13 protein-coding genes and 1 tRNA gene are annotated in these 22,207 nt (G+C 66.1%); 9 read left to right on the top strand and 5 right to left on the bottom strand.

The annotated features are described in order from the left end of the window. Positions 1–104: 104 nt before the first annotated feature. From E1289_RS26855 to E1289_RS26835, 5 genes are all read left to right on the top strand, one after another. A complete protein-coding gene (locus tag E1289_RS26855) occupies positions 105–1,886 on the top strand; it encodes a BTAD domain-containing putative transcriptional regulator (protein ID WP_131984939.1) in 1,782 nt (593 codons plus the stop codon). 73 nt (positions 1,887–1,959) lie between these two features. Next, positions 1,960–4,968 carry a helicase-related protein gene (locus E1289_RS26850; protein WP_207929167.1) on the top strand — a complete coding sequence of 1,003 codons (3,009 nt, stop codon included), beginning with the start codon at positions 1,960–1,962 and terminating at the stop codon, positions 4,966–4,968. A 2-nt stretch (positions 4,969–4,970) separates the two neighbouring features. After that, a complete protein-coding gene (locus tag E1289_RS26845) occupies positions 4,971–8,813 on the top strand; it encodes an N-6 DNA methylase (RefSeq protein ID WP_131984937.1) in 3,843 nt (1,280 codons plus the stop codon). Positions 8,814–8,933: 120 nt separating this feature from the next. Beyond that, positions 8,934–13,865 (top strand): DEAD/DEAH box helicase, encoded by a 4,932-nt coding sequence (locus E1289_RS26840; RefSeq protein ID WP_131984935.1) that lies wholly within the window; start codon positions 8,934–8,936, stop codon positions 13,863–13,865. A 383-nt stretch (positions 13,866–14,248) separates the two neighbouring features. After that, the gene (locus E1289_RS26835) at positions 14,249–14,560 is read left to right on the top strand and encodes a hypothetical protein (protein ID WP_131984933.1); all 312 of its coding nucleotides are present in this window, start codon (positions 14,249–14,251) and stop codon (positions 14,558–14,560) included. 312 nt (positions 14,561–14,872) lie between these two features. Here the strand turns inward: E1289_RS26835 and E1289_RS26830 are convergent, their stop codons facing one another. The 4 genes from E1289_RS26830 to E1289_RS26810 form a co-directional block, all read right to left on the bottom strand. Further along, positions 14,873–15,334, bottom strand: coding sequence for a DUF4411 family protein (locus E1289_RS26830; protein ID WP_131984931.1), 462 nt, complete (start codon positions 15,332–15,334; stop codon positions 14,873–14,875). Then, the gene (locus tag E1289_RS26825) at positions 15,331–16,395 is read right to left on the bottom strand and encodes an ImmA/IrrE family metallo-endopeptidase (protein ID WP_207929166.1); all 1,065 of its coding nucleotides are present in this window, start codon (positions 16,393–16,395) and stop codon (positions 15,331–15,333) included. The genes E1289_RS26830 and E1289_RS26825 overlap by 4 nt, the downstream gene beginning before the upstream one ends. 188 nt (positions 16,396–16,583) lie before the next feature. Beyond that, positions 16,584–16,793 carry a helix-turn-helix transcriptional regulator gene (locus E1289_RS26820; RefSeq protein WP_131984927.1) on the bottom strand — a complete coding sequence of 70 codons (210 nt, stop codon included), beginning with the start codon at positions 16,791–16,793 and terminating at the stop codon, positions 16,584–16,586. A gap of 335 nt (positions 16,794–17,128) precedes the next feature. Further along, positions 17,129–18,157, bottom strand: a complete 1,029-nt coding sequence (locus E1289_RS26810; RefSeq protein WP_131984925.1) for an XRE family transcriptional regulator — start codon at positions 18,155–18,157, stop codon at positions 17,129–17,131. 143 nt (positions 18,158–18,300) lie between these two features. On the opposite strand from E1289_RS26810, the gene E1289_RS26805 reads away from it, so the two are divergent. Genes E1289_RS26805 through E1289_RS26795 form a run of 3 tightly spaced genes read left to right on the top strand, consistent with a single transcriptional unit; the run spans position 18,301 to position 20,829 of the window. Beyond that, entirely contained in the window at positions 18,301–19,293 is a 993-nt protein-coding gene (locus E1289_RS26805) for a CBASS cGAMP-activated phospholipase (RefSeq protein ID WP_207929165.1), read from the top strand. Between the two features lie 20 nt (positions 19,294–19,313). Then, positions 19,314–20,459 carry a nucleotidyltransferase gene (locus tag E1289_RS26800; RefSeq protein WP_131984923.1) on the top strand — a complete coding sequence of 382 codons (1,146 nt, stop codon included), beginning with the start codon at positions 19,314–19,316 and terminating at the stop codon, positions 20,457–20,459. Beyond that, positions 20,431–20,829 (top strand): hypothetical protein, encoded by a 399-nt coding sequence (locus E1289_RS26795; protein ID WP_131984921.1) that lies wholly within the window; start codon positions 20,431–20,433, stop codon positions 20,827–20,829. The genes E1289_RS26800 and E1289_RS26795 overlap by 29 nt, the downstream gene beginning before the upstream one ends. 406 nt (positions 20,830–21,235) lie before the next feature. Here E1289_RS26795 and E1289_RS26790 read toward each other — a convergent pair. Further along, positions 21,236–21,307: transfer RNA gene (locus E1289_RS26790), tRNA-Arg, on the bottom strand. A gap of 128 nt (positions 21,308–21,435) precedes the next feature. On the opposite strand from E1289_RS26790, the gene E1289_RS26785 reads away from it, so the two are divergent. After that, the gene (locus E1289_RS26785; protein ID WP_131984941.1) at positions 21,436–21,798 is read left to right on the top strand and encodes a response regulator; all 363 of its coding nucleotides are present in this window, start codon (positions 21,436–21,438) and stop codon (positions 21,796–21,798) included. The last annotated feature ends 409 nt before the right edge of the window (positions 21,799–22,207 follow it).

The raw sequence follows: 22,207 nt of genomic DNA, 5'->3' as shown, positions 1-22,207 counted from the left end.
GCACCTCACCCCACGGCGGCGTCCACGCTCCCCCCACACCGACACCCCCGCCAGCGGCAACGGCGCCGTCATCACCCGAAAAGCAGCCGAACACGCCCATCAGCGTGCGGCTACCCACGGGCGCGCTCGTCGGGCTGAGCCTGGCCGCCGCCATCAGCATCGCCGTCGCCGCCTCCCGGCTGCATCGACGCCGTCGCCGAGTCCCTGCCCCCGATCACCTCGCAGCCGGCGAGCCCGAGCCTGCCTGGCCCCCAGCGATCCGCATCTTGCGCAAAGCCCACCTGGACACCTACGCCGCCACCGGTCAGTCTTCACCCTCGGACGTTCAACTGGTCGACGCCGCCTTCACCACCGAGGCACCGACCCACCTCACGGTCGGCATCCGCGACGATGAACGGCTCACCGTGGCCCTGTCCGGTCTGAGCGTGGGACTGGACGGCCCCGGTGCCACCGACGTCGCCCGCGCAATGGCCACCGAGCTACTCGCCGGCGCCCACCGCTCCCGGGTCGAACTGGTGACCACGCGCCGCGCCGCCATGGCGCTGTTCGCCCTCGCCAACGACCACCCAGACCAACTCGCCGACACCGTTCCCGGCCTGGTCGTCACCCCCGACCTGGGGACGGCACTACGCCACTTGGAAACCGAGGTCGTGCACCGCGCCCGCATGATGAACGACCACGACGCACCCCACGTGATTGCGTTGCGCGCCGCCGACCCCGCCGAACATCTGCCGACCGTCATGCTCATCGCCACAGCCCACGATGCCGAACGCTCCACGCCGACCCTGAACGCCACCCTGCAACTCGCCGGACGCTACGGCATCGGCGGCGTCCTGCTCGGCCCCTGGCCGGCAGGCACCACCTGCCGCATCGACACCGACGGTCAAGTCCTGGACACCGAAGGGCCACACGCCGACACCTGGGCCAACGCGCGGCTCTTCCACCTGACCCCGGCCGACACCGCTGAACTACTCCAGACCATCCGTGCCGCCCGCGACGTCGACGATGCCGCGCCCGCGCCGCCAGCCGAGGACGCCGTACCGGCCCAAGCTTCCGACGAACACCCGGCCAACACGCCGCCCACCCTCCAGCCACCGGATCTCAAGGACGAGCAGACGGCGTGCCCCGTACGCCTGCGCCTCTTCGGGCCGGTCAGCGTCGAAACCGCCGACGCCAAGATCACCACAGGCCTGCGCCGCATCTCCCGCGACCTCCTGGCCTTCCTCGCCCTCCACCCCGAGGGCGCCACCCGCGAGGAAGCCATCGACGCGATCTGGCAAGACCGCGACCTTCGCGGCGGAAGCACCATGTTCCACACCGCGGTCAACAACACCCGGCAGACCCTGCGCAAGGCCACCGGCCTGCGCGAGCCGATGTTCATCACCTACGCCGCCGGCCGCTACCAACTGGACCACAACCTCATCGACGTCGACCTCTGGCACTTCCTGCGCGCCCTGGATACCGCCGCCAACGCCGCAAACGACCCCGACCGCGTCCCCGCCCTGCGGCACCTCGCCGGCCTCTACACCGGTGAACTGGCCGACGACCTCACCTACGAATGGGCCGAACGCGAACGTGAACGCATCCGCCGCACCGCCCTCGACGCCCTCGTCCGTCTGGCGAACATCCTCAAGACCGACCACCCCGACGACGCCCTGACCGTGCTCGAGCAGGCCTTCGACCACGACCCCATCTCCGAACCCCTCGCCTGCGACCTCATGCGCCTGCAAGCCGACCTCGGAAACCTCGACGCCGTCCGCCGAACCCACCGACTCCTGGCCTACCGCCTCAACGACCTCGACATCGACCCCGCCCCGGAAACCGACCGACTCCTCGCCGACCTGTTGCGCGGCGGCAGAAAGCCGTCGGGCATTCGGCCGGCCTAACTCCACGACCCGGCGTCGGCAGCCCCCTGGACCGAGCTGAGAACTGCGCCCCCGCTGGCCCAATGTTGTCGAGGTGACGAAGTCGTTGGCGATAGCCTTCAGGCTTGCCGGTCGCATCGGGCTAGAGGAGCGCAAGGGGATGTTCGAACGGGGCATGCGGGTGCGACTTCGGGACCGGCTGTGGGAGATCGAGGCGGTCCGAGGAGGGGGCGCAGAGACCTTCCTCGAGTTGCGTCGATCGGATGATCGCCCGGGGCCTCGACGAGTTACGGTGCTGGCCGCACTCGAGCCGACCCTGCGCCTGGAGGTGTCCTCGGGGCTACGGTTCGAGCCGGGGAACCCAGTGCGGCTGGCCGAGCTGCACGACGCCCTCGCGCTCACGATGGCTCACGGCCGCGGAGATTTGCTCGCCGTCGAGCACGGCCGCATTGACGTCGAGCCTTACCAACTCGTGCCGGTACTCACCGGGATACGCCAACCGCGGGTGCGTGTTCTGATCGCTGATGATGTCGGTCTCGGTAAGACCATCGAGGCCGGGTTGGTGCTGCTGGAGCTGGCGCGGCGGGGGCGTGCGGACCGAGTGTTGATCGCGTGTCCGGCCGGTCTGCAGGATCAGTGGGTTGACGAGATGCGGTTTCGGTTCAACCTGGACTTCGCGAAGGTCGACAGCAAGAAGTGGCTGGCGCTGCGCCGTGACAACCCGACCACGGTGAGCCCGTGGACGGCGGTGCCCTACGCGGTCTCCTCGATTGACTATCTCAAGAACAACCTGGGTGCCATCCAGGCTGCGCCACCATTCGATGTAGTGATCATCGATGAGGCGCATCACGTGGCGCGCGCTTACGCCGGTGAGGGGCGTTCGTCGGCCACGGACCGGAGCCGCCTGGCGCGGGTGCTGGCCGATCACGGCCGGGAGCTGCTGCTGTTGTCCGCTACGCCCCACAACGGCTATCAGGAGTCGTTTGCGAGCTTGCTCCAGCTGCTGTCGCCTCACCTGGCGGCGGATGATGGCCGGCTGGACCCGGAGTTGGTCCGCCCGTACATCGTGCGTCGACTCAAGGACGATGTGGCACGTGGTGACCCGCCTCAGCCGATCAGTCGGCGGCACCCTCCGCAGCCGATCGAGGTGAACCCCACCGCACGGGAGAAAGAGATCCATCAGCGGCTGCGCGGCCACAGCAAGCGTGTGCTGCGTGCGTTGCGTGACACCGACTCCTATCACGTCCAGGCGTTCGCGCTGGAGGTCCTGCGGAAGCGTGCGCTGTCCAGCCCGTACGCGCTGCTACAGAGCTTGCGTCGGCGCGCGGAGAATCTCGGTGTGCCCGCCGTAGGCCACACCGGACGCAGGCGGTTGGACGCGCTGCAGCAGTACCGGGGCGACACCGCACTGCCGGAGGCCGAGCTGCTGACGGTGGAAGATCTGGCCCTGCAGGGCGTGGCCGCTCATCTGCCAGAGGAGGACCTGTGGGAGGAACAGCGCCTTATCGGCACACTCTTGCAGCAGGTCGAGTCCCTGACGGCTGGCGACGACAGCAAACTGACCCGGCTGCGCGGCTGGCTTGAGGGCTTTCGATCCGGCCGCCGTGGTGAGCGCGTGATCATCTTCACCGAGTATCGCGACACGTTGGACTACCTGGAGCAGAACCTGGGGCTTGGCCCGGTGTTGCGCATCGACGGTACGGTGCCGCTTGCCAGGCGGCGAGGCGTCCTCGAGCGGTTCGCCAGCACCCCCGGAGCTATCTTGCTCGCGACCGATGCTGCTGGGGAGGGGCTTAACCTTCAGGAGTCCTGCCACGTTGTAGTGCACTATGAACTGCCCTGGAACCCCAACCGATTGGAGCAGCGGAACGGCCGCGTGGATCGCTACGGCCAGCAGAACGTCGTAGAGATCAGCTACCTCTACCTGGCCAACACACGTGATGAGGAGATCCTGCAACGGCTTCGGCAGAAGCTCGCCGTGATCACCCGCCAGCTCGGCTCCAGCAGCGATGTACTGGGCGTAGCCGGCCGCAGCGATGTCATCGATGGCCTTCTGGAGGACCTGCCCGAACACGAGCTGGAGGAACGCCTGGAGCGGGCGGTCCATCAAGTCCGCGAGTACCTGGAGCGCTCTGGCGCCCTGGTTCTCATGCAGGGCATGCGCAACGAACCACAAGCCGAAGCCGAAACCAGTACCGCTCGCGAGCTCGCCCGCTGGCTGCTACCGGACTTTGATGAATTCCGCCGACTGGTGACCTCGGTCGTCCAGCAAAGCGGCGGCCGGGTGACCGGCAGCGGCGAGGTCATCGAAATCAGCCCGGGGCCGCTGCTCACCCAGTACCCGCAGGTCCCCACCGAGCCGTTCAAGGCCACATTCAGCCGCGCCGTCGCGCTGGACCCGGCCAACCGCGGGCTCGCCTTCCTGACACCGGTCCACCCTCTGGTTCGAGCCGTACTTCAGCGTGTCCGCACCCGCCTGTACGAGGAACACGCCGCCGACCGCGTCGCGGTACGACCGGTCGCCGGTGAGGACGAAGGATGGCTGTTCACGTTTGTCGGGCGCATCGTCTCCGACGACCGCAGGATCTTGGAGGAACCCCTGATCCCCGTGTTCATCCCGCTGGCGGCCGGCCGTCCAGGAACAGCGAGTCAGGACGAGAACCTCGACCTTAAACGGCTGCGTCAGCGCGGCGTCGCCGACGGAAACGGCGCAGTCGATCAGGCATGGCACAAGCTTTCCGGCGGATTCGAGGACGCCGCCGAACTCGCCCGGGCCGAAGCATCCCGCAGGCTCGCCCAGCACGCCGAAGACCTGCGCGCCCAGCTGGCAACGGAAGCTGAACGCCTGAACCGGGACCTGGATCGCTGGCACACGGCCGAACTGGCCGAAGCCGAGCGGCGATTCAGCACCAGCGTTGGTGACGTAGTGCAGCTGGGGCTGTTCGCCGACCTTGGCCACAACGGCTTCCACAGCCTCGAGGAGGCAAAAGCCGGAGTCGACGAGGAGTTTGACCGGCGACGGCAGACGCTATCGCGAGGCTTCCAGGTCGCCGAGGTGCAGCCGGCTGAGCCGGTGGGCTGCATCGTCTGCGTGGAGGCCTGAGCATGCTGAACATCACCGTAGCCGGAACCTTTCTGTCCACTTACTACCTCTCCGACCCTGGTCTGTTCCTGCGTGATCAGCACGGCTGGATCGGAGCTGAGGATGCCGACGAGGGGATCCGTACCGCGCGCCGGGAACTGCGACGACTGATCGCCGACATCGACGAAACCAGCACGGTCGGGCAAACCCGCCAACGCATGCTCACCTGGCTCGCATGCTTCGGCTGGCGATACCCGACCACTCTGCCTGCGGTGGAAGAACCGGTGGCCGCCCACTCGCACGACCAGCCGGACGAGGACCGGGTCTGGATCCTGATCGCCCCGGCCGGACAGCACCTCGATGCCGCACGCAGCGGCCGACGCACAGGCAAGCTACGCCCCCAGCGACAAGCGGAGGTGTGCGCCCGCGAAGGCGCCCTGCCCGCCGTGCTGCTCAGCAACGGCTCCGAACTCCGTGTGATCCGCCGCGACCCCGGCCTCGGCGGCGAGGCCAGCTACCTCACCGTCGACCTTGCAGGCCTCGCCGACCTGGGAGACGACCATGAATGGCGTGTGCTCTGGGCCCTGCTTCGTCCCGAAGCATTCCCCCGGAAAGACTCCGATGAATCTCTATGGGACCGGGTCGAGGCAGCCAGCGTCGATGCGGCGACCTCGGTCAGCGAAAACCTGTCCGGCGGGGTCCGCACCGCCATCACCGCCATCGCCAACGGAGCACTCACCGACTGGCGCCGCCGCGACCAGCCGACTCCTGCCCCGCGCGACCTGTTCGCCGACGGCCTCAAGATCGCCTACCGACTGTTGTTCGTCGCCTACGCCGAAGACCGCGGTCTACTCCCCGTCGGAACACCGGCCTACGACCACGGCTATGCCCTGCGCACCCTGCGGCGCCAGATCCTCGACCCCGGCGCCCCATGGGAACCCGACAGCGGATACCTGTGGAACACGCTGCGCGCCCAATGGGGCCTGCTACGGGACGGCACCGACGCGGGCGAACTTCAAATCACCGGCTTCAACGGCGGACTCTTCGACCCCGACAAGTGCCCACTGCTCGATGACCCCGAGCTGACCATCGGCGACACCTTCGTGCGGGACGTCATCGACGCCCTGTCCTACACCGAGCCAATGACCAGCATCAACCGGCGAGACACCGTGGGACGGCGCCCAGTCAACTACCGTGAACTCGGCGTCGAACAACTCGGCAGCATCTACGAAGGCCTCCTGTCCTTCGAACCTCAGATCGCCGACGCCGGAAAGGTCCTCGCCCGTGTCGGCCGGGGCCAGTCCGCCATCGTCCAGGTTCTCAGCGCCGACCGCCTGCCAGAGAAGGCAGAGGCACTGGAGCAGTACGAGGCCGGCTCCTTCTACCTCTTCGAAGCCACCGGGCAACGCAAGGGATCCGGCTCCTACTACACCGCCCGGCCCCTAGCCCACTTCGTCGTGGGCGAAACACTGCGCCCCCTGGTCGAAAACGCCACACCCGAGCAGATCTTGAACCTGCGTGTCTGCGACCCAGCCATGGGGTCCGGGGCCTTCCTGGTCCCGGCGGTACACCAGCTCACCGAAGCCTATGGCGAGGCGCTGGCACGCGCCGGCGAAGCTCTCGACCACAAGCTGGACGACACCGAGCGCGCCGCCTACCGCCGTCTGATCGTCGAACGCTGCATCTACGGCGTAGACCTGAACCCGATGGCCGTGGAGCTGGCCAAGGTTTCGCTCTGGCTGGCGACAATGGCAGCAGGTAAACCCCTGTCCTTCCTCGACGCCCACTTGCGCTGCGGAGACGCCGTGATCGGCGCCAGCCTGGGCACCTGGGAAGGTGTGCCAACACCCGCCCAGGGCGGCCGCAACGGTGAGGTAGCCGCATCGACCGACAACGACCTACAACCCAGCCTCTTCGACCTCCCGGCCCCCGACCTTGCCGGGGTGATCAAAGTACGACGCAGGCTGGCCACTGCCCCATCCGACGATCGGCTCGACATACGCGAGAAGGAGCAGGCCTTCGCGCGCCTCATCCGGGGCGACGATTACAAACGCCTGCAGGCGCTCGGAGACTGGTGGGTCGCCCCGTTCTTCGAAAACGAACAACTGAAACGCAATAGTGCCCAATGGATATCTGGACGCCTCGACATCGAGCACGGTAACGAGCTCGCTCCACACCTCTCCAGTACCCCCGACCGGATTCGGGACATGATCCGGCCACTGCATTGGGAAGTGGAGTTCCCCGAGGTCTTCTACGACACCAAGGGGGAGCGTCGTCCCGACGCGGGCTTCGACGCGGTGATCGGTAACCCGCCATGGGAGGGCATCACCTTCAAGGCAGCTGAATTCTATGGGAGATTCGACTCCTCCTACTCGCTGTTGAAAAAGAAGAACGAGAAGCTGGAACGACAGGCTGAGCTTGAAGAGCTTCCTGAAGTCCGTGCAGCCAGAGCTCAGGTGGATGCGCACCTGGCGGGCGCCAAGAGGTTCATTGGAAACTCAGGCGCATATCGGATGCTGTACTCCCACGGGACCACATTCAACTACTATCGGACCTTCCTGGAACGGGAGCTAACGCTGCTGGCCCCTGGTGGCAGGGTCGGACTAGTGATCGACTCCGGTGTGGTGTCGGATGCCGCGACCGCGGAGCATCGTCGCGAGCTACTCGAACGCTGCACCGTTGAGCAGTTCGTGCTTTGCGACAACGTCAATGGCATCTTTCCTATCCACCGGAGCGAACAGTTCCTGCTGCTAGTGGCGAAGACTGGTGGTGCGACCGATCCGCTGCCATACACAAGCGATGTCTCCAAGCTGGAGCACCTGCTCGATCTAGAGCGACGCACGTTGCCCATCCCGCGCGCGACCATCGAAGCGCTGGCGCCGGAGACACTCGCTATCCCCGATACCCGGGATCCAGCTCTGCTCGACCTGCTTACCACGATCTATGCTGGTCGGCCGTACTTCCTGGACAAGATGGAGAAAGGGGGCTGGCAGATAGATTGGGGGCGGGAGCTTGATCTTCATGACGATAGAAAAATTCTAGCAGCTGACGGTACTGGAATGCCTCTGCGGGAAGGCAAGCATATCCATCAGTATGTTCACGACTTCTCCGCTCCCACCTATTTTCTGAAAGGAGAAGTCGGCGAGCAAGCACTTGTCAATCGCGCCAGGAAGCGAGCCAAAAAGAAAAACGTGAACAAGCTCGCCAGACATGTGGGAGAGAGAGGGCTCCTTGCCCTGGAGCCGCGAACCGGCACTCTGGAACTTCCGGCCGATCAATATCGTCCCTGTTTTAGGGAAGTGGCCAGGCCGGGCGACGAACGAACACTCATTGCGGCGGTCATGCCGCCAGGCAATGCAGTCACGCATGCTCTGCATTACTTTTATCGCTCAAGTTGGGATTCGGTTAGTCATGGTTATCGCACCGTTCTGAATGCTGGTGCAATGGTTTACGTTGTGGCGCTTATGAATAGTCTCGTATGGGATTTTATCGTGCGACGTAAGGCAAGTGCGCATGTAACCAAATCGATCATGGCTACTTTGCCCGTTCCAGATGTTCCGCTTGACCGTGGCGCGGGTGCGGAGATCGTACGGCTCTCGGGCCGGCTGACCTGTCGAGGGACAGAGTTCGACGATCTTGCTGAGGTGCTCGACGTCGAGTGTGGTCCACTGACCAGGGAGTTGGAACGCGATCTTCGTGCTCAGCTCGATGCCCGTGTGGCTCATCTGTATGGGTTGTCGGAGCAGCATCTGGGGCTGGTCCTGGCTGACTTCAGGCAGAGTGCTGATCGGGAAGGTAGCCCGGTACGTCCGGACGAGGCATACAAGCAACTCGTTCGCATGCATTTCGCTCGCTTGACTGGTTGAACTCGGTCACGTTGTAGGGCCCGATTGTCGGTGTTGACCGCTACATTGCTCGTCTGGGCATCCTCCGGTTTGAGAGGAAAGCCGTATACAGGATGGATACGGTGAGTGGGAGGCGACGGGATGAACCCCCTTGAGCTGGCCGAACGGTTGCGTGATGACTATCGACGGTTCACTTGGACCACGTACCCGGTCGCCGACCCTGGACTTCATGCCCAGTTGGAACGCATGGTCGAGGAGGACGCGCTGCTGTGGCGCGGGCCTTACCTGTCGGTGCAACCCAGGTTCCAGCTTGATGCCTCCATGGCCGAGCTCGCTGACCGGATCGGGTTGCCGACAGAGATCGCCAAGGCTTTTCCCCGGGTGGAGCGTCTGTTCACCCACCAGGTTACGGCGGTCACCAGGATTCATAGCGGCCAGAACACCCTGGTGGCGACCGGTACCGGGTCGGGTAAGACTGAGGCGTTCCTCATCCCTGTGGTTGCGCATGCCTATCTCAATCGGCATCGCCCTGGGGTCAAGGCCATCGCGTTGTATCCGATGAATGCTCTGGTCAACGACCAACAGGATCGGGTGCGAGCTGCGTGCGAGGCCCTGGGATTGACCTACGGGGTCTACACCGGCGCGACTCCGCAGCATGAGCGCGCCCGGATGCAGGAGAACCCGCCCGACATCCTGCTGACGAACTACTCCATGCTGGAATACGTCCTGACCCGGCGCGATGACCGTCAACTGTTTGGCTCAGGCGTGCTGCGGCACCTGGTCCTGGATGAAGTGCACACCTACCAGGGCGCCCTCGGCACCGAGATCGCCGGCCTGATCCGCCGGCTTCGCGGCCATGTCGACGCGGCTGGCCTGGTGTGTATCGGGCTGTCGGCAACGGTCAGTGCCGGGGGAGATCACGCGGCGGATTTGCGGCGGACCGCCGACTTCGCCAGCCGCCTGTTCGCCTCCGCCTTCGATATCGACGCGATCGTGGAGGAGACGGCGGTTGTGCAACCTGCTCCTTCTCCTGAGGCAATCGGTGCTACCCCTGACCGGCAGGCACTACGGCAGGCCTTGGCCGACGGTGGAAGTATCGCCCAACTCCGGACGATTCTTGGTGACCCGCAGGCAAGCCCAGTCCTCGATCTGATCCGTGCCCGGCTCGCCACGCCGACCACAATCGAGGAGCTGGTAGAGGCCCTTGCCGCGGCTCCCCAGCGATCGGGTGTGGAGCAGGAGGCCGTCCATGATGAGGTCGCTGGCTGGCTTCTGCTGGGCGCGGGCACCCACACCTCCGAGGGCCCTCCGGTACTGGAGGCCAAGGTCCACCTGTTCCTCCGCGGCCTCCCCAATCCGGTACGGTGCGCTTCCGAGGCTGAGCATCTGCTGCTCGATGGCGCCCTGACCTGCACCGTCGAGGGCTGCGACGCCCGCTCCACAACCCCGGTTGGTGTGTGCCTGGGCTGTGGCCAGGATTATGACCTGGAAAGCGACGAGCCGGGTGGTCCGCAAGTGCGCTACGTGGCGCGCCGTTTGATTACCGAGGAACCGCTGGAGGAGCCAAAGCCGCGAAGTAACGAGTGGTATCCGGCGCGGCGCTGCACCGTGTGCGGCAAGGACGCTCATGGCGACACCTGCCTAGGTTGCGCTGCCCCCACCCGCGCGGTGTTCGTCGCAGTCCCCGAACCTGGCCGCCCGCTCACGCGGTGCCGGGTCTGCGGCTACCTGCGTCCCAACGGCGGAGCCGTCCAGGAGTTCACCGCGCGCACGGCCGCGGCGGTCACCGCAGCGGCGTTCAGCCTGCACAGTGGGCTGGCCGAGCAGAGCGACGACGAGATGCTCCGGCGCCTGTTGGTGTTCGCCGACTCCCGACAGGACACCGCCTTCCAAGCTGGCTATGTACGTGACCGCTCTCGCGCCGTTCAGGTACGACGCATGATCGTCGAGAGCGTTGCAGCTCGCGTCCGAGTCGGTCGGCCGGACGCCAGCTTCAACGGCCTAGTCGAAGACGTGTTCCGCCGTGGCCAGGGGTCGGGTCTCTACTCCGATCCCGCCGGTGCGGATGCTCGTCAGCGGGCACTGCGGGTGTGCGAGTGGGACGTGCTCGGTGAAATAGCCAGTGATGAGCGGCGTCCGCCCACATTGGAACGCCTCGGTGTCGTCACCGTCGGCTACCCCACCTTGGAGGCTCTCAGCGGCGGTGATCTCGAGCCGCTGACCGTTCACTTGGGCGGTGGCAACGCCGCGGCTCGCTGGCTGCTGGCCCGAATCCTGGACTTGGCCCGTACCCGCGGTGGCGTCGCCCACGAGTTGCTGAGCGCGCGGCTGGACGCCAAGGTGGAGGCCGAACTGGCCGGGGCCGGAGCCACCCTACGCCGCGGCAACACGGTGACCGGTTTCGGCGACACCACGGTCAAAGCACCGGGAGCCAACGCCCTGAGCTTGGGCGCCAAAGGCTCGGCCGCCCGGCTGGTCAAGATCGCGTTTCCGCTCGTGACCAACAGTGACGCTGTGGAACGCGGCGCCCGCAGCGCGGTCGAGTTGCTCGCCCGACATGGTCTGCTCCGCGACACCCAGGTGGGGAGTGGACGCTCCCGGGTGCTGCTGCGGCAGGTCGACCCCCAAGAGATGGAAATCCGGCCAGCCGCCGCCACGCTGCACCGCTGTCGCGCCTGCCGAACCGTACAACCCGAACAGTCACCAAAAGGGCGCTGCTCCACCTTCAACTGCATGGGCCGCCTGGAACCCTGGCAAGGCGATCCCGACGACCACGAACGGCAGCTTGTCACCAGCGACGCTCCACTCGTAATCAAAGCCGAAGAGCACTCCGGTCAGATCCCGCTGGAGACCCGCGAGCAGATCGAGGAACGCTTCAAGACCGGCGAGTTGAACCTGCTGGTGTGCACCATGACGCTGGAACTGGGCGTCGACCTCGGCCAACTCCTCGCCGTTGTTCTCCGCAACGTCCCGCCGCGGCCCAGCAACTACGCCCAGCGCGCCGGCCGCGCCGGACGCCGGGAAGAACGCGTCGCTCTCGTCGTCACCTTCGCCGGGGGCATGCCTCACGACAGCTACTACTACGCCCGCCCCGTGGAAATGATCCGCGGAGCCATCCGCCCACCAGCCTTCCTCCTGGACAACAAAAGGGTCCTCACTCGCCACGCGCGCGCCATGGCCCTGGAACTATGCGGCCAAGACCTACCGGTATGGATGCGTGACCTGGTCACCGAAGACCAAGCCGGTGACCTCCACGGCGTCGAAGACGTCCAAGCCGCCCTCGCCGAAGACGCCCCACGCATCGCCGCGCGTATCCACAACTCCTTCCGGCTCGGCCTCACAGACGACGACCTGCCATGGCTGACCGAGGACTGGGCCCGCTCCGTAGTCGACTCCTGGATCGACGACCTCAACAAGGCAGTCGAGAAGTACCGGATCCGGCAAAAAACCCTCATCGAGGAATGGACCCAGGCCGCCAACCGCCCCGGTAACAAGGAAGCCACCCACGCCCTGGCCAGCATCGGCGCCAGCCTGGAGGCCATGCGCCGCACCGACCGCAACCGTGCCTACGTCCTGTCCTACCTCGGCAACGTCGGCTTCCTCCCGTCCTACGCATTCCCCACCGACACCACCACCCTGGTCCTGGAACGAGAAACCACCGAGCTTGCCCAAGACTCAGTGCAAGCTCTCAAGGACTACGCGCCCGGCCAATTGGTCTACGCCCGCGGCGCCAAATGGCTCGTGGACCAGGTCGACTTCCGCCGCGCCAACCTGATCAACTCCGATGGTGTCGGCGCCCTAAGCCACATCAATCTCTGCACACGATGCGACACCGTCAACGCTCCCACCGACGCGCACTGCATGTCCTGCAACAGCGACGAGCTGAACCCCCAGCTCAGCGTCCCCATGCGCGCGATGCGCGCAACCCGACGCCAACGCATCGCCGCCGACGAAGAACACCGCGCCCGCACCCCCTTCGACGTCACCCACCACCTCGGCGCCCCCAACACCGCCGAGACATGGCTCTTCGAACGCCCCGGACTCGTCCTGCACTGGGAGCGCGGCGCCGACCTCACCATCCTCAACCGAGGACGCATCGCCAAAGACCACCGTGACAGCGAACGCTTCATCGTCTGCACCGGCTGCGGTCTCTGGTTCGACGACATTCCCGGCCCCAAGCCCACCCAGGCCCAAAAGAACCGGACCAAACTCCACGACGCGATCTGCACCAACCAACGCCTCGACCCCAGCGTCCTGCAAACCGAACGTCGCGTCGACTGCCTGCAAATCCTCCCTGACCTGGAAACCTTCGACATCCGCCCCGACCACCTCGAGGAATTCCTCGCCAGCACCCGCGCAGCTCTCGACCTCGGCTGCCGTGTCGTCCTGCAGGCCGGGGAAGACGAGGTCGCCGGATTCGATTGGCCTCGGCCAGACCCCGAAAGCGAAGACGCCTCCATGCGCCTCGCGGTCCTGTACGAACAGGTCCCGGGCGGAGCCGGCTACCTGCGGCAGCTCGCCGAACGCTTCGGTGAAGTTGCGGCCGTCCTCGTCCCCGTGCTCGACAACTGCTCCTGTGAACGGTCCTGCTACGCCTGCCTCCGCTCGTACAGCAACCAACTCGAAGGCGACCTGCTAGACCGACACGTAGCAGCAGACTTCCTCCGCCAGTTCATCGACGCGCCCGACGTGGCTGGACGTCGTGTCCCCACCTACTCCGACGTCTTCGTCGGCCGGCCCCGCTCGGCCATCGAAAGGCGCCTGGCGATCGCCCTGATGACCCTCGGAGTCCCGCGAGGACATGCCCAATACTTGTGGGGCGACCGCGGCTCTACCGACGGGACCCCACACCCGATCACCGTCGCGGACTTCGCCTGGCCCGAACAGAAGGTTGCTGTCTTCTGCGACGGCTGGAAGCACCACCACACCCAAGAACGCCAAGAAGCCGACATGGCCAAACGCAACGCCATGCGAGAGGAAGGCTGGACCGTCCTCTCCTTCTGGGGCGGCGAGATCGTCCGCAACGTCGAACGTTGTGCCGCCGAGATCAAGGAGCACTTCAAGAGCGCCTGAATAGCTAACAGATCGAGTGCCGAAGATGAACAGGATCAAGGGTTTGCGCCGTCAGCCATGGAGACTACCGAGTCGACCGCGGCTCTAGGGTAAACGGAGGCCTGCCCCTGCCTCGTCTGTGACGGGCTATGGTCACACTGCGGTCATGCGGTTCGCGGCACGTCTCTTGGGTCGCAATCCCCGCTTCCGCCGCCTTGCTAGAGGAGAGGATCATCGACTACTGGCATACGAGGCATTGCTGACGCTGAAAGCCGGGACTGTCATGCGGTCCACAGGCCGCTCTGGCTAGCCGGACGAGCACGCCCCTGCCATTTCAGCTTCGGCTTCTCAACACTTATGCCGCACTCCCTGTGGAGCGCTGTCATTGGCCATACGATTCGAGAATGACTGAACCGCTGTCCCTCCGGGCGTGCCGGCGCGGGCATGTGATCCACTACCCTGCGGTGCTCGACGAAAGGGCAAACGAAGAAGGTCAGGAAGTAGCCTTCTGCTCGGCATGCGAGTGTGGCACCGTGTACTTCGTGGTGGTCGACCCGGGTGATGGCGCGCGGGTCCTACTGTCGGGAGGGAGAGACCTCCAGGAGCGATTCGAGGCCCAGGCATGGCCCGGGAGGATTCATTCCGATCATGAAGGAACCTTCTTCTACCGGTTAGTGCCCCACCCACTCGACATCACGCTGTTCCTTAAGGCTTGATTCATGACCGATCCACGGCCGTGGATATCCATACCGACGGCGCCTGCCTGCGCAATCCAGGGCCTGGCGGCGGTGGGAGTACTGATGGAGTACGGCGACGCCACGAAGGACCTCTACGGCCACGAGTTACACAGGGTGATAGCCGGGCCCTGGTGAGTTGGACTGGCGGTATGGGCGAGCGCAAGCCGTACCTCAGCGATTTGTCCGATAGTCCGACTGGAGGGCACGCGGCGGAAACCTCCACGCGTGTGGTGAACGACGGCCTCGTCATCCGCGGCGGAGGAGCTTGACGACGTCGAGCTGCCGTGCGGGTCAGAACCGCCAGCCCTGTTCACGCACGTAGTCGAAGAACTTCATCGTCTCAATGCCGTGCTCGTCGGCGACGTTCGGGATCTTCTGGTTCTTGTCCAACGTGTTCGGACCCTTGCGGGTCTCTTCCGTCACGATCGTGGACTTCTCCGCCTTGGCGTGGGCGATCACGAACGGGTCCGCCTCGTTGAGTTGTCCCTGGACCCAACCCGGGTGGGCGAGGGCGATTTCGGCGACCGATGCGAGCTCCTCGTCGGTGGCCGGGCACACGAACCCAGGGAGGTCCTTCGCCCACTTGTGCAGTTCGTCCCCGCCCCGGTGCACCTCGCGCAGGATCGCCTCGCAGATGCAGCTGTCGCCGGCCTGGACGGACGACTCGATGTTCGACCACATGGCGGGGAATATGTCACGCGGGTACCGCTGCACCAACCCGATGAGGATGTTGGTGTCCAGGGTGAAGGTCACTCGGCACCGCCTGTGCGATAGTACTCGTCGAGTAGCTGCTCGACCATCGGGAGGCGGGCGTTCAGCAGGTACGTGGCGTCCACGAGGTCGATGCGGCGGTCCTCCAGGGCGCGCGCCACAGCGCCGATGTACGTGGGACCGAGGTCGCGGTACCGGAGCCTCCACGGCGGCACGAAGCCCTCCTTCTGCTTCTGCGCCTCGCGGAACCGCTGCCAGTTCTCGTCGCTGGCGGATCGGACAGTCTCAAGGTCGTCGTCGTCGATGATTTCCAGTCGGCGGAGCCGGACCGCGGCGGCCAGCATGCTGACCTTGAAGTGGCTGGCAAGCTGCTCGCCCGCGGCCTCGGGCTCGGCCGGGCCGCTCAACTGGGCCCGGACGGCGGACTCCGGCATGAGGAAGTTCGCGGCGAAGTTGTTGGCGATCGCCTCGTCGTCAACTGACTCGCTGAGCGCGCACAGACCACTCGTCCGGTTGATCAGGTGAGCGACCTCGTGGAACAGCGTGAACGTCCGGCCCATTGGGCTGTCCGCGCCGTTGACCAGGATCAGTGGGAGGTCATCGTGATGGACGGACAGCCCGCGGAAGGTGTCCAGGGAGATCTTCGTGGCCTGGAAGACCAGCACGCCGTTCTCTTCCAGCAGCCCCCTCCAGAAGTTGAAGACCTGGTTGTTCTGGGACTCGGGCGGGACGAACGCGTCGGTGAGCCCGAAAAACTCTCGCAGCGCAGCGGCGCGTGTCGCCACCGTCTGCCAGGTGATCGCGCCGTTCGAGAGCCGGCGCGCAGGAGCCCCGGCGAGGTCCAGCATCGCGTCGCGGTGCTGCTCGGCCCGCCGCATCTCCCTCGCCAGGTCAGGAGGCAGCTCGTCGTGCCCGCGACTCCGGAAGTCGGCCGTCTCGGGGACGTCGGGCACGGTCGGCGGCGGAGCGAAGAAGAACCCCAGCGGTCGGTCGAGCTTGGCCGCCATGAGGGTGAGCTGACGGAACGTCGGCAGAGCGTCGCCGCCTTCGAACTCGGCGACCCGTCCGGGCTTAACATTGAGCGCAGTCGCGAGCTCCTCCACGGTGACATGGCTGACTTCGCGGGCCCACTCGAGGGCAACGGGATTGATGGGCGCTCTAGCCACTGATCAAACCTCCCGTCGCGCCAGATCCGCACCGCTGCCGTCAGTGTAGAGGCGCTCCTACCCACCAGCGGCGAGGTCTCGCCCAATCTACGGTGGACCTCCGACAGCCCGTTGGATTGGGCCCGTCAGCCACGACCCTTCAGCTCGAGCGTGAGCCCGAGCGCCTCGGCGATCTTGGCGAGGGTTGCTGTCGTGACATCGCTGTCCGACTCGACCCGGGCGATAGTCGGACGGGATACGCCCGACTTCTCGCCGAGTGCCGTCTGAGACCAGCCGCGCTCCTTGCGAGCGTCGCGGATGACCGCGCCGAGGCTGAGCTGCTCAGGCTCACTCATGACTCCGGAGCCCTGCATCGGGCGGCGAGTCGGACTCCCCATGGACCTCAGCGTGTAGGGCATCCGCTGCGATGTCTGCGATTTGCTCGACGAACCCGGGATCTGTCATGTAAGACTGAATCTCCTTCGACTCCTGGAACGTCTTGAAGACCGCCAGTCCGACCGCGTTGCTGAACCCGTCGGATGCCTTCAGCTGCGCGACGGTGTTGTTCCTTCTGACAGACAGTGCTGGCCTCGATCAGCGCACCGGCGGATCCGACGGGGCTGGATGCGGGCAAGAGGGACCGGAGCCGCAAGCGCGGCCTGGAGCAACAGGGACCGTCAGCGGATATGTGTCAGGCGGAGACGGTGGCGGCTGCGATGTCGTTGACGATGTTGGTCGGTAGGTACGCACGAGCCGGCTGGCTTGCGGTTGAGGCGAGGAAGTTCAACAGGTTATTGGGGTGTTCGGGCGGGCCGAGCGGTACGGGCTCGAGGCGTCGCCAGCCCCTGGCTGAGGCGGCCTTGACGGCGGTCAGGTAGGTGCTTTCGCTCATGCGGTTCAGCGTGCGGGCGCGCATGAGCAGGGCAGCCAGGGAGACCTGCCAGTACCGTTTCAATTCGAACAACCTGGGCCAATCAACGGTGGTCGGCAACTGGTCGCGGATCTCATCGGCGGGCAGCAGGAATGCGGCCGCGAACCGGTGTGCTTGGGACTCGACCTCTTTGATTCCCCAGATTTGCTCGCCGTGCATGACCAGGTGTGCGAGTTCGTGGGTGCCGTCGAACCTTGATCGGGCGCGGTCGTTCTTGTCGCTGCCGAGGACGACTACGGGATGGTCGGCGAACGGCAGGGAGAAGGCGTCCACGTCCGTGCTGTTCAGCGGGAGTCGTATCACGACCACGCCATGCGCCTCTAGGAGTTTGACGACGTCGGTGATCGGGCCGGGTGGCACGCCCCATCGTGCGCGGACGTGCGCGGCGATGTTCTCAATCTCGTCAAGGGACGCCTCCAGGCCGCTGCTGGGGATCCGCGGCACGTCATAGGCGGGGAATCGGTCGGCTGCGGCGGCGGCCAGGGCGAGGTCGTGGGCGACATGCGCGATGGCGCGGGCGCGCCGTCGGTCCGCGACGGCGGTGCGGCGGAGGGACCGGAAAAAGCCCTCGTGGGTTTGGGTGACCGGCTGGGCGAAGAACCCGGCCGGTACCGTGAGCACTGCGCTGAGGGCAGCGACAGTCTCGGGGCTGGGCCGGGCCGCCCCGCTCTCAAACTGGCTGATCGCAGCTGGTGTGAGGCCGACCCGAGTGGCCAACTGTTTCTGGCTGAGCCCGACGAGTTCGCGGGCCACGCGCAGTCGGGCCCGTTCGAACGTCGGCGTGTCCATCGCTCTCCTAATCCGATCTTGCCTCTGCATCACGGCCGATCCCGGCCTGGACCAGTGTGGCCGTAGGCTACCTACCCATTGATGCGGAACAGCATGCCGAATGATGTGCTTCAATATTAAGCGGGTTCGAGAGCGCTGGTGGGGTGGAGGAGCATGAGGGGATCAAAGCGGTTGGGTGGCGTCGGGTGAACGGCGGTCGATTCCAGATCCTGTCGTTGGACGGCGGAGGGCTGCGCGGGATGTTCTCCGCGGCGGTGCTCGCGCGGCTGGAAGAAGACCTCGACGTGCGGGTCGTTGACCACTTCGACCTGATCGCGGGTACCTCGACCGGCGGGATCATCGCGCTCGGTCTCGGCCTGGGGATGTCGTCAAGGGAGATTCTGCAGTTCTACACCGACCACGGGCCGCGGATTTTCCGGGACCGCAGCCGGTTGCGGGGCGTACGGCACCTGCTGTGGGCCAAGTACTCCGCCGCGCCGCTGCGCGCCGCGCTCACCGAGGTACTCGGCGAGCGAACCTTCGGGGAAAGGGCCAAGCGGCTGGTGATCACTTCCTACAACATCGGCACCGACGACGTGTACCTGTTCCGCACCCCGCACCTGCCGACATTGACCCGAGATTGGCGCGAACGCGCGGTCGATGTTGCGGTGGCCACGTCCGCGGCCCCGACGTATCTGCCGGGGATGTCGCTGGACGGCGCTCGCCTGGTCGACGGCGGGGTCTGGGCGAACAACCCGGCGATGGTGGCGCTGACCGAGGCCGTCGGTCCGCTCGGCATGCCGCTCGACGCGGTCCGGGTGTTCAGCGTGGGCACCACGACCGACCTGCCCCACCGCAGCCGCCGCCTCAACCGTGGTGGCCTGCTGCCGTGGGCCCGCGACGCGGTGGAGGTGTTGATGCGGGCCCAGAGCGAGAGCGCGACCAAGCAGGTCCGCCATTTCCTGAGCAACGACCGGGTGCTGCGACTCAACCCAACGGTTCCGACCGGCGTGCTCGCCCTGGACAAGGTCGACGCCGACGAGTTGATCGGCCGCGCCGGCCACGAGAGCCGCACGGCATCGCCCGCCTTCACCCGCTGCTTCGCCGACCACACCGCGCCGGCGTATGTGCCCTGCTATCCGGCCCGGAAGGACTGACTGTGGACACCCTCGAAGAAATGCTGTCGATGCTGCTCGACGGCGCCGTCGAGACCCTCGACATCTCGCCGGACCTCCAGCAGGTCGCCATCGAGCGCTACGAAGAGGTCGGCACGTGGCTCGCCGAGCACGGCGGATACCGGTGCCGTATCTACCCGCAGGGCTCGTTCCGGCTGGGAACCGTTGTACGCCCCCATGGCAGGACCGGCGAGTACGACATCGATCTGGTCTGCCGGCTCCTGATCACCAAGGAGAACACCACCCAGGCCCAGCTGAAGCAGCACGTCGGCGACCTGCTCCACCAATACATGCAATGGAAGCAGCAACACGGCCACACCGACGGCCCGAAAACCTGTGAGCCGCGCCGCCGATGCTGGACGCTGACCTACCCCGATCAGGGCTTCCACCTCGACGTTCTGCCCGCCATCCCGGACGTCGAGCACCCGCCCACCGGAATCCTGCTCACCGACAAGCAGCTGTACCGGTGGCAGCACAGCAACCCGATCGGCTACGCCAGTTGGTTCCGCACCCGTTCGGAGGAGTTGCAGCGCCGGCTGATCGAGGCGGCTCAGAAGCGGCATGTCAACGTCGCGGACGTACCCGAATGGGAGGTCCGCACCACCCTGCAGCGTGTCGTCCAGGTCCTCAAGTGGCATTGCATGCTCCGCTTCGCACACGAGCCGGACAACCGGCCGCCGTCCATCCTGATCACCACGCTCGCCGCCCAGTCCTACCGCGGAGAACTTGATCTGTTCACCGCGACCCGCAGCGTGCTGGCCGGGATGGAAGGCCACATCGAGAACCGCCACGGCACCTGGTGGATCCCCAACCCCGCGCACGAGGAAGAGAACTTCGCCGACAAATGGAACGAATACCCCGAGCGGCGTGAGGCGTTCCTCGCCTGGCACCGTGACATCACTGGCGTGCTCGACGACCTGATCCACCTGCAGGGCAAGGGCCTGCACGTGGTGGCCTCCCGGATAGCGGAGAGCTTCGGTCACGACGTGGTGCAGCGGTCCGCGCAAAAGTACGGCGACCGGCTGCGGGCCCACACCGCAGCGGGCACGCTCGGGATAACCAGCACTGGCCTGCTCACCACCACCGCAGCCGCCACGCCGGTGCGCGGTCACACCTTCTATGGCGCGCACGCCGACCCGCGCGATTAACCCCGCCCGGCAGCTGACCGCCATCCGCTCCGTACTGCCCGCCGCCACGGGGACGGTCCGCAAAGGCCGGCTGGACTGCATCCTGCCCATCCAGCCGTCCCCGGCCAGCCAGACCTACATGGTGCGCCTGCGCTACCAGCATGGCCGCCACCCCCAGGTCACCGTGAGCGACCCAGAGTTGACTCTCCACCCCGACGCGCAGACCCTGCCCCACGTCTACCCCGGCGACCAGCTGTGCCTGTACTACCCCGGCGAGTGGCGGCACGACATGCTGTTGGCCACCACGATCCTGCCCTGGACCGCCGAGTGGTTGATGCACTACGAACTGTGGCTCATCACCGGCCGCTGGACCGGCGGCGGTCACACTTGACCGGACACGCCGTTCACCCGGGAGACATATTCGAGACGCGGCGCCCGCCATCCGATGTGCAGGACATCACACCCACGCTCACCTTGGACATCGGGCACCAGTAACGGCCTGGACGTGCTGATCCAACGGCTGCTGATACTAGGCACGGTATGGCGCTCTTGAATGCGCGCAGGACCCGCGCTGCAGGCGGGTGTCCCACCCAACGGCAGATACTCATGGTCAAAGCTGGGGCTACTACGACCAGTCGGCCGGGCGGAGCCGCTGGTCGTGGCGTCGCAGTTCTGGTGCGCGCCCCCGGCCCGCGACCAACCTGCGACGGCTACTCATGAGAACTAACGCGTTGTACAGGAGTATCGAGATCACTACAGCCGATCGGCGCTGCCGACGGGTGCGCAGATCTGGTGGGTGCCCCCTGCAGGATTCGAACCTGCGCACACGGCTCCGGAGGCCGTTGCTCTATCCCCTGAGCTAAGGGGGCCCTGCGCCCCTTGGGCGGCGCGGTAGAAGGTTACCAGGGTTGGCGGGGTGACGCGCGCGCGGGCGTTCGCCGTGCGTTCGCCGTGCGTGTGGGCTAACTTCGAGGCCGTGACCGAGCCACTGGGACGCGTGCTGGTCGTTGACGACGACGAGGTGATCCGCCAGCTCATCGCCGTGAACCTGCAGTTGGAGGGGTTCGAGGTGGCGACCGCGGTGGACGGCCAGGACTGCCTGGAGAAGGTGGCGGAGGTCCGGCCCGACGTGATCACGCTGGACGTGATGATGCCGCGGCTGGACGGGTGGGTCACCGCCATCAGGCTGCGGGAGGATCCCGGGACGGCGCACATCCGGGTCGTGATGATCACGGCTCGGGCGCAGGAGCATGATGTGCGGCGGGGGAACGAGATCGGGGTGGACGCCTACGTAACCAAGCCGTTCGACCCCAATCAGCTGATCCAGACGGTGCGGAAACTCGCGGCGGTGTCCAGATAGTGGTCGGATAGTCTCACCAGGGTGACTCCAGGCGACGTTGGCGGTGCCCTCGTGCGGGCTGTGCGCGACGCTGTGGCGGACGGTGAGATCGATGTACCCGTGCCGGTGGGTGTGACTGTTTTCAGTCGGGGGCCTGGGGTTTATGAGAGTCCTGTGGCGTTGAGGCTCGGGGTTGAGCCGGGGGTCATCGCGCGGCGGGTCGGGGGTGTCGTCACCGGGAGCGGGTTCGTTCGCGTTGTGGTTCCGGTGGGCCGTGTTGTAGCGGCCGTGGTCCGGGATCCTGGGGTGGTGAGCGTGCCTCCAGGTAGGTGGAGTGAGTGGCCACGGACGTTTGAGAATCCGGGGTTTTCTGTGCGGTACGCCTATGCGCGGGCCTGTTGGGTGGGGCGCTGGGCCAGGGAGCTGGGGA

Origin of the sequence: Actinomadura sp. 6K520 (assembly GCF_004349245.1) — a bacterium.
Classification (GTDB): domain Bacteria; phylum Actinomycetota; class Actinomycetes; order Streptosporangiales; family Streptosporangiaceae; genus Spirillospora.
This window is presented reverse-complemented; position numbering and strand designations above follow the sequence as displayed.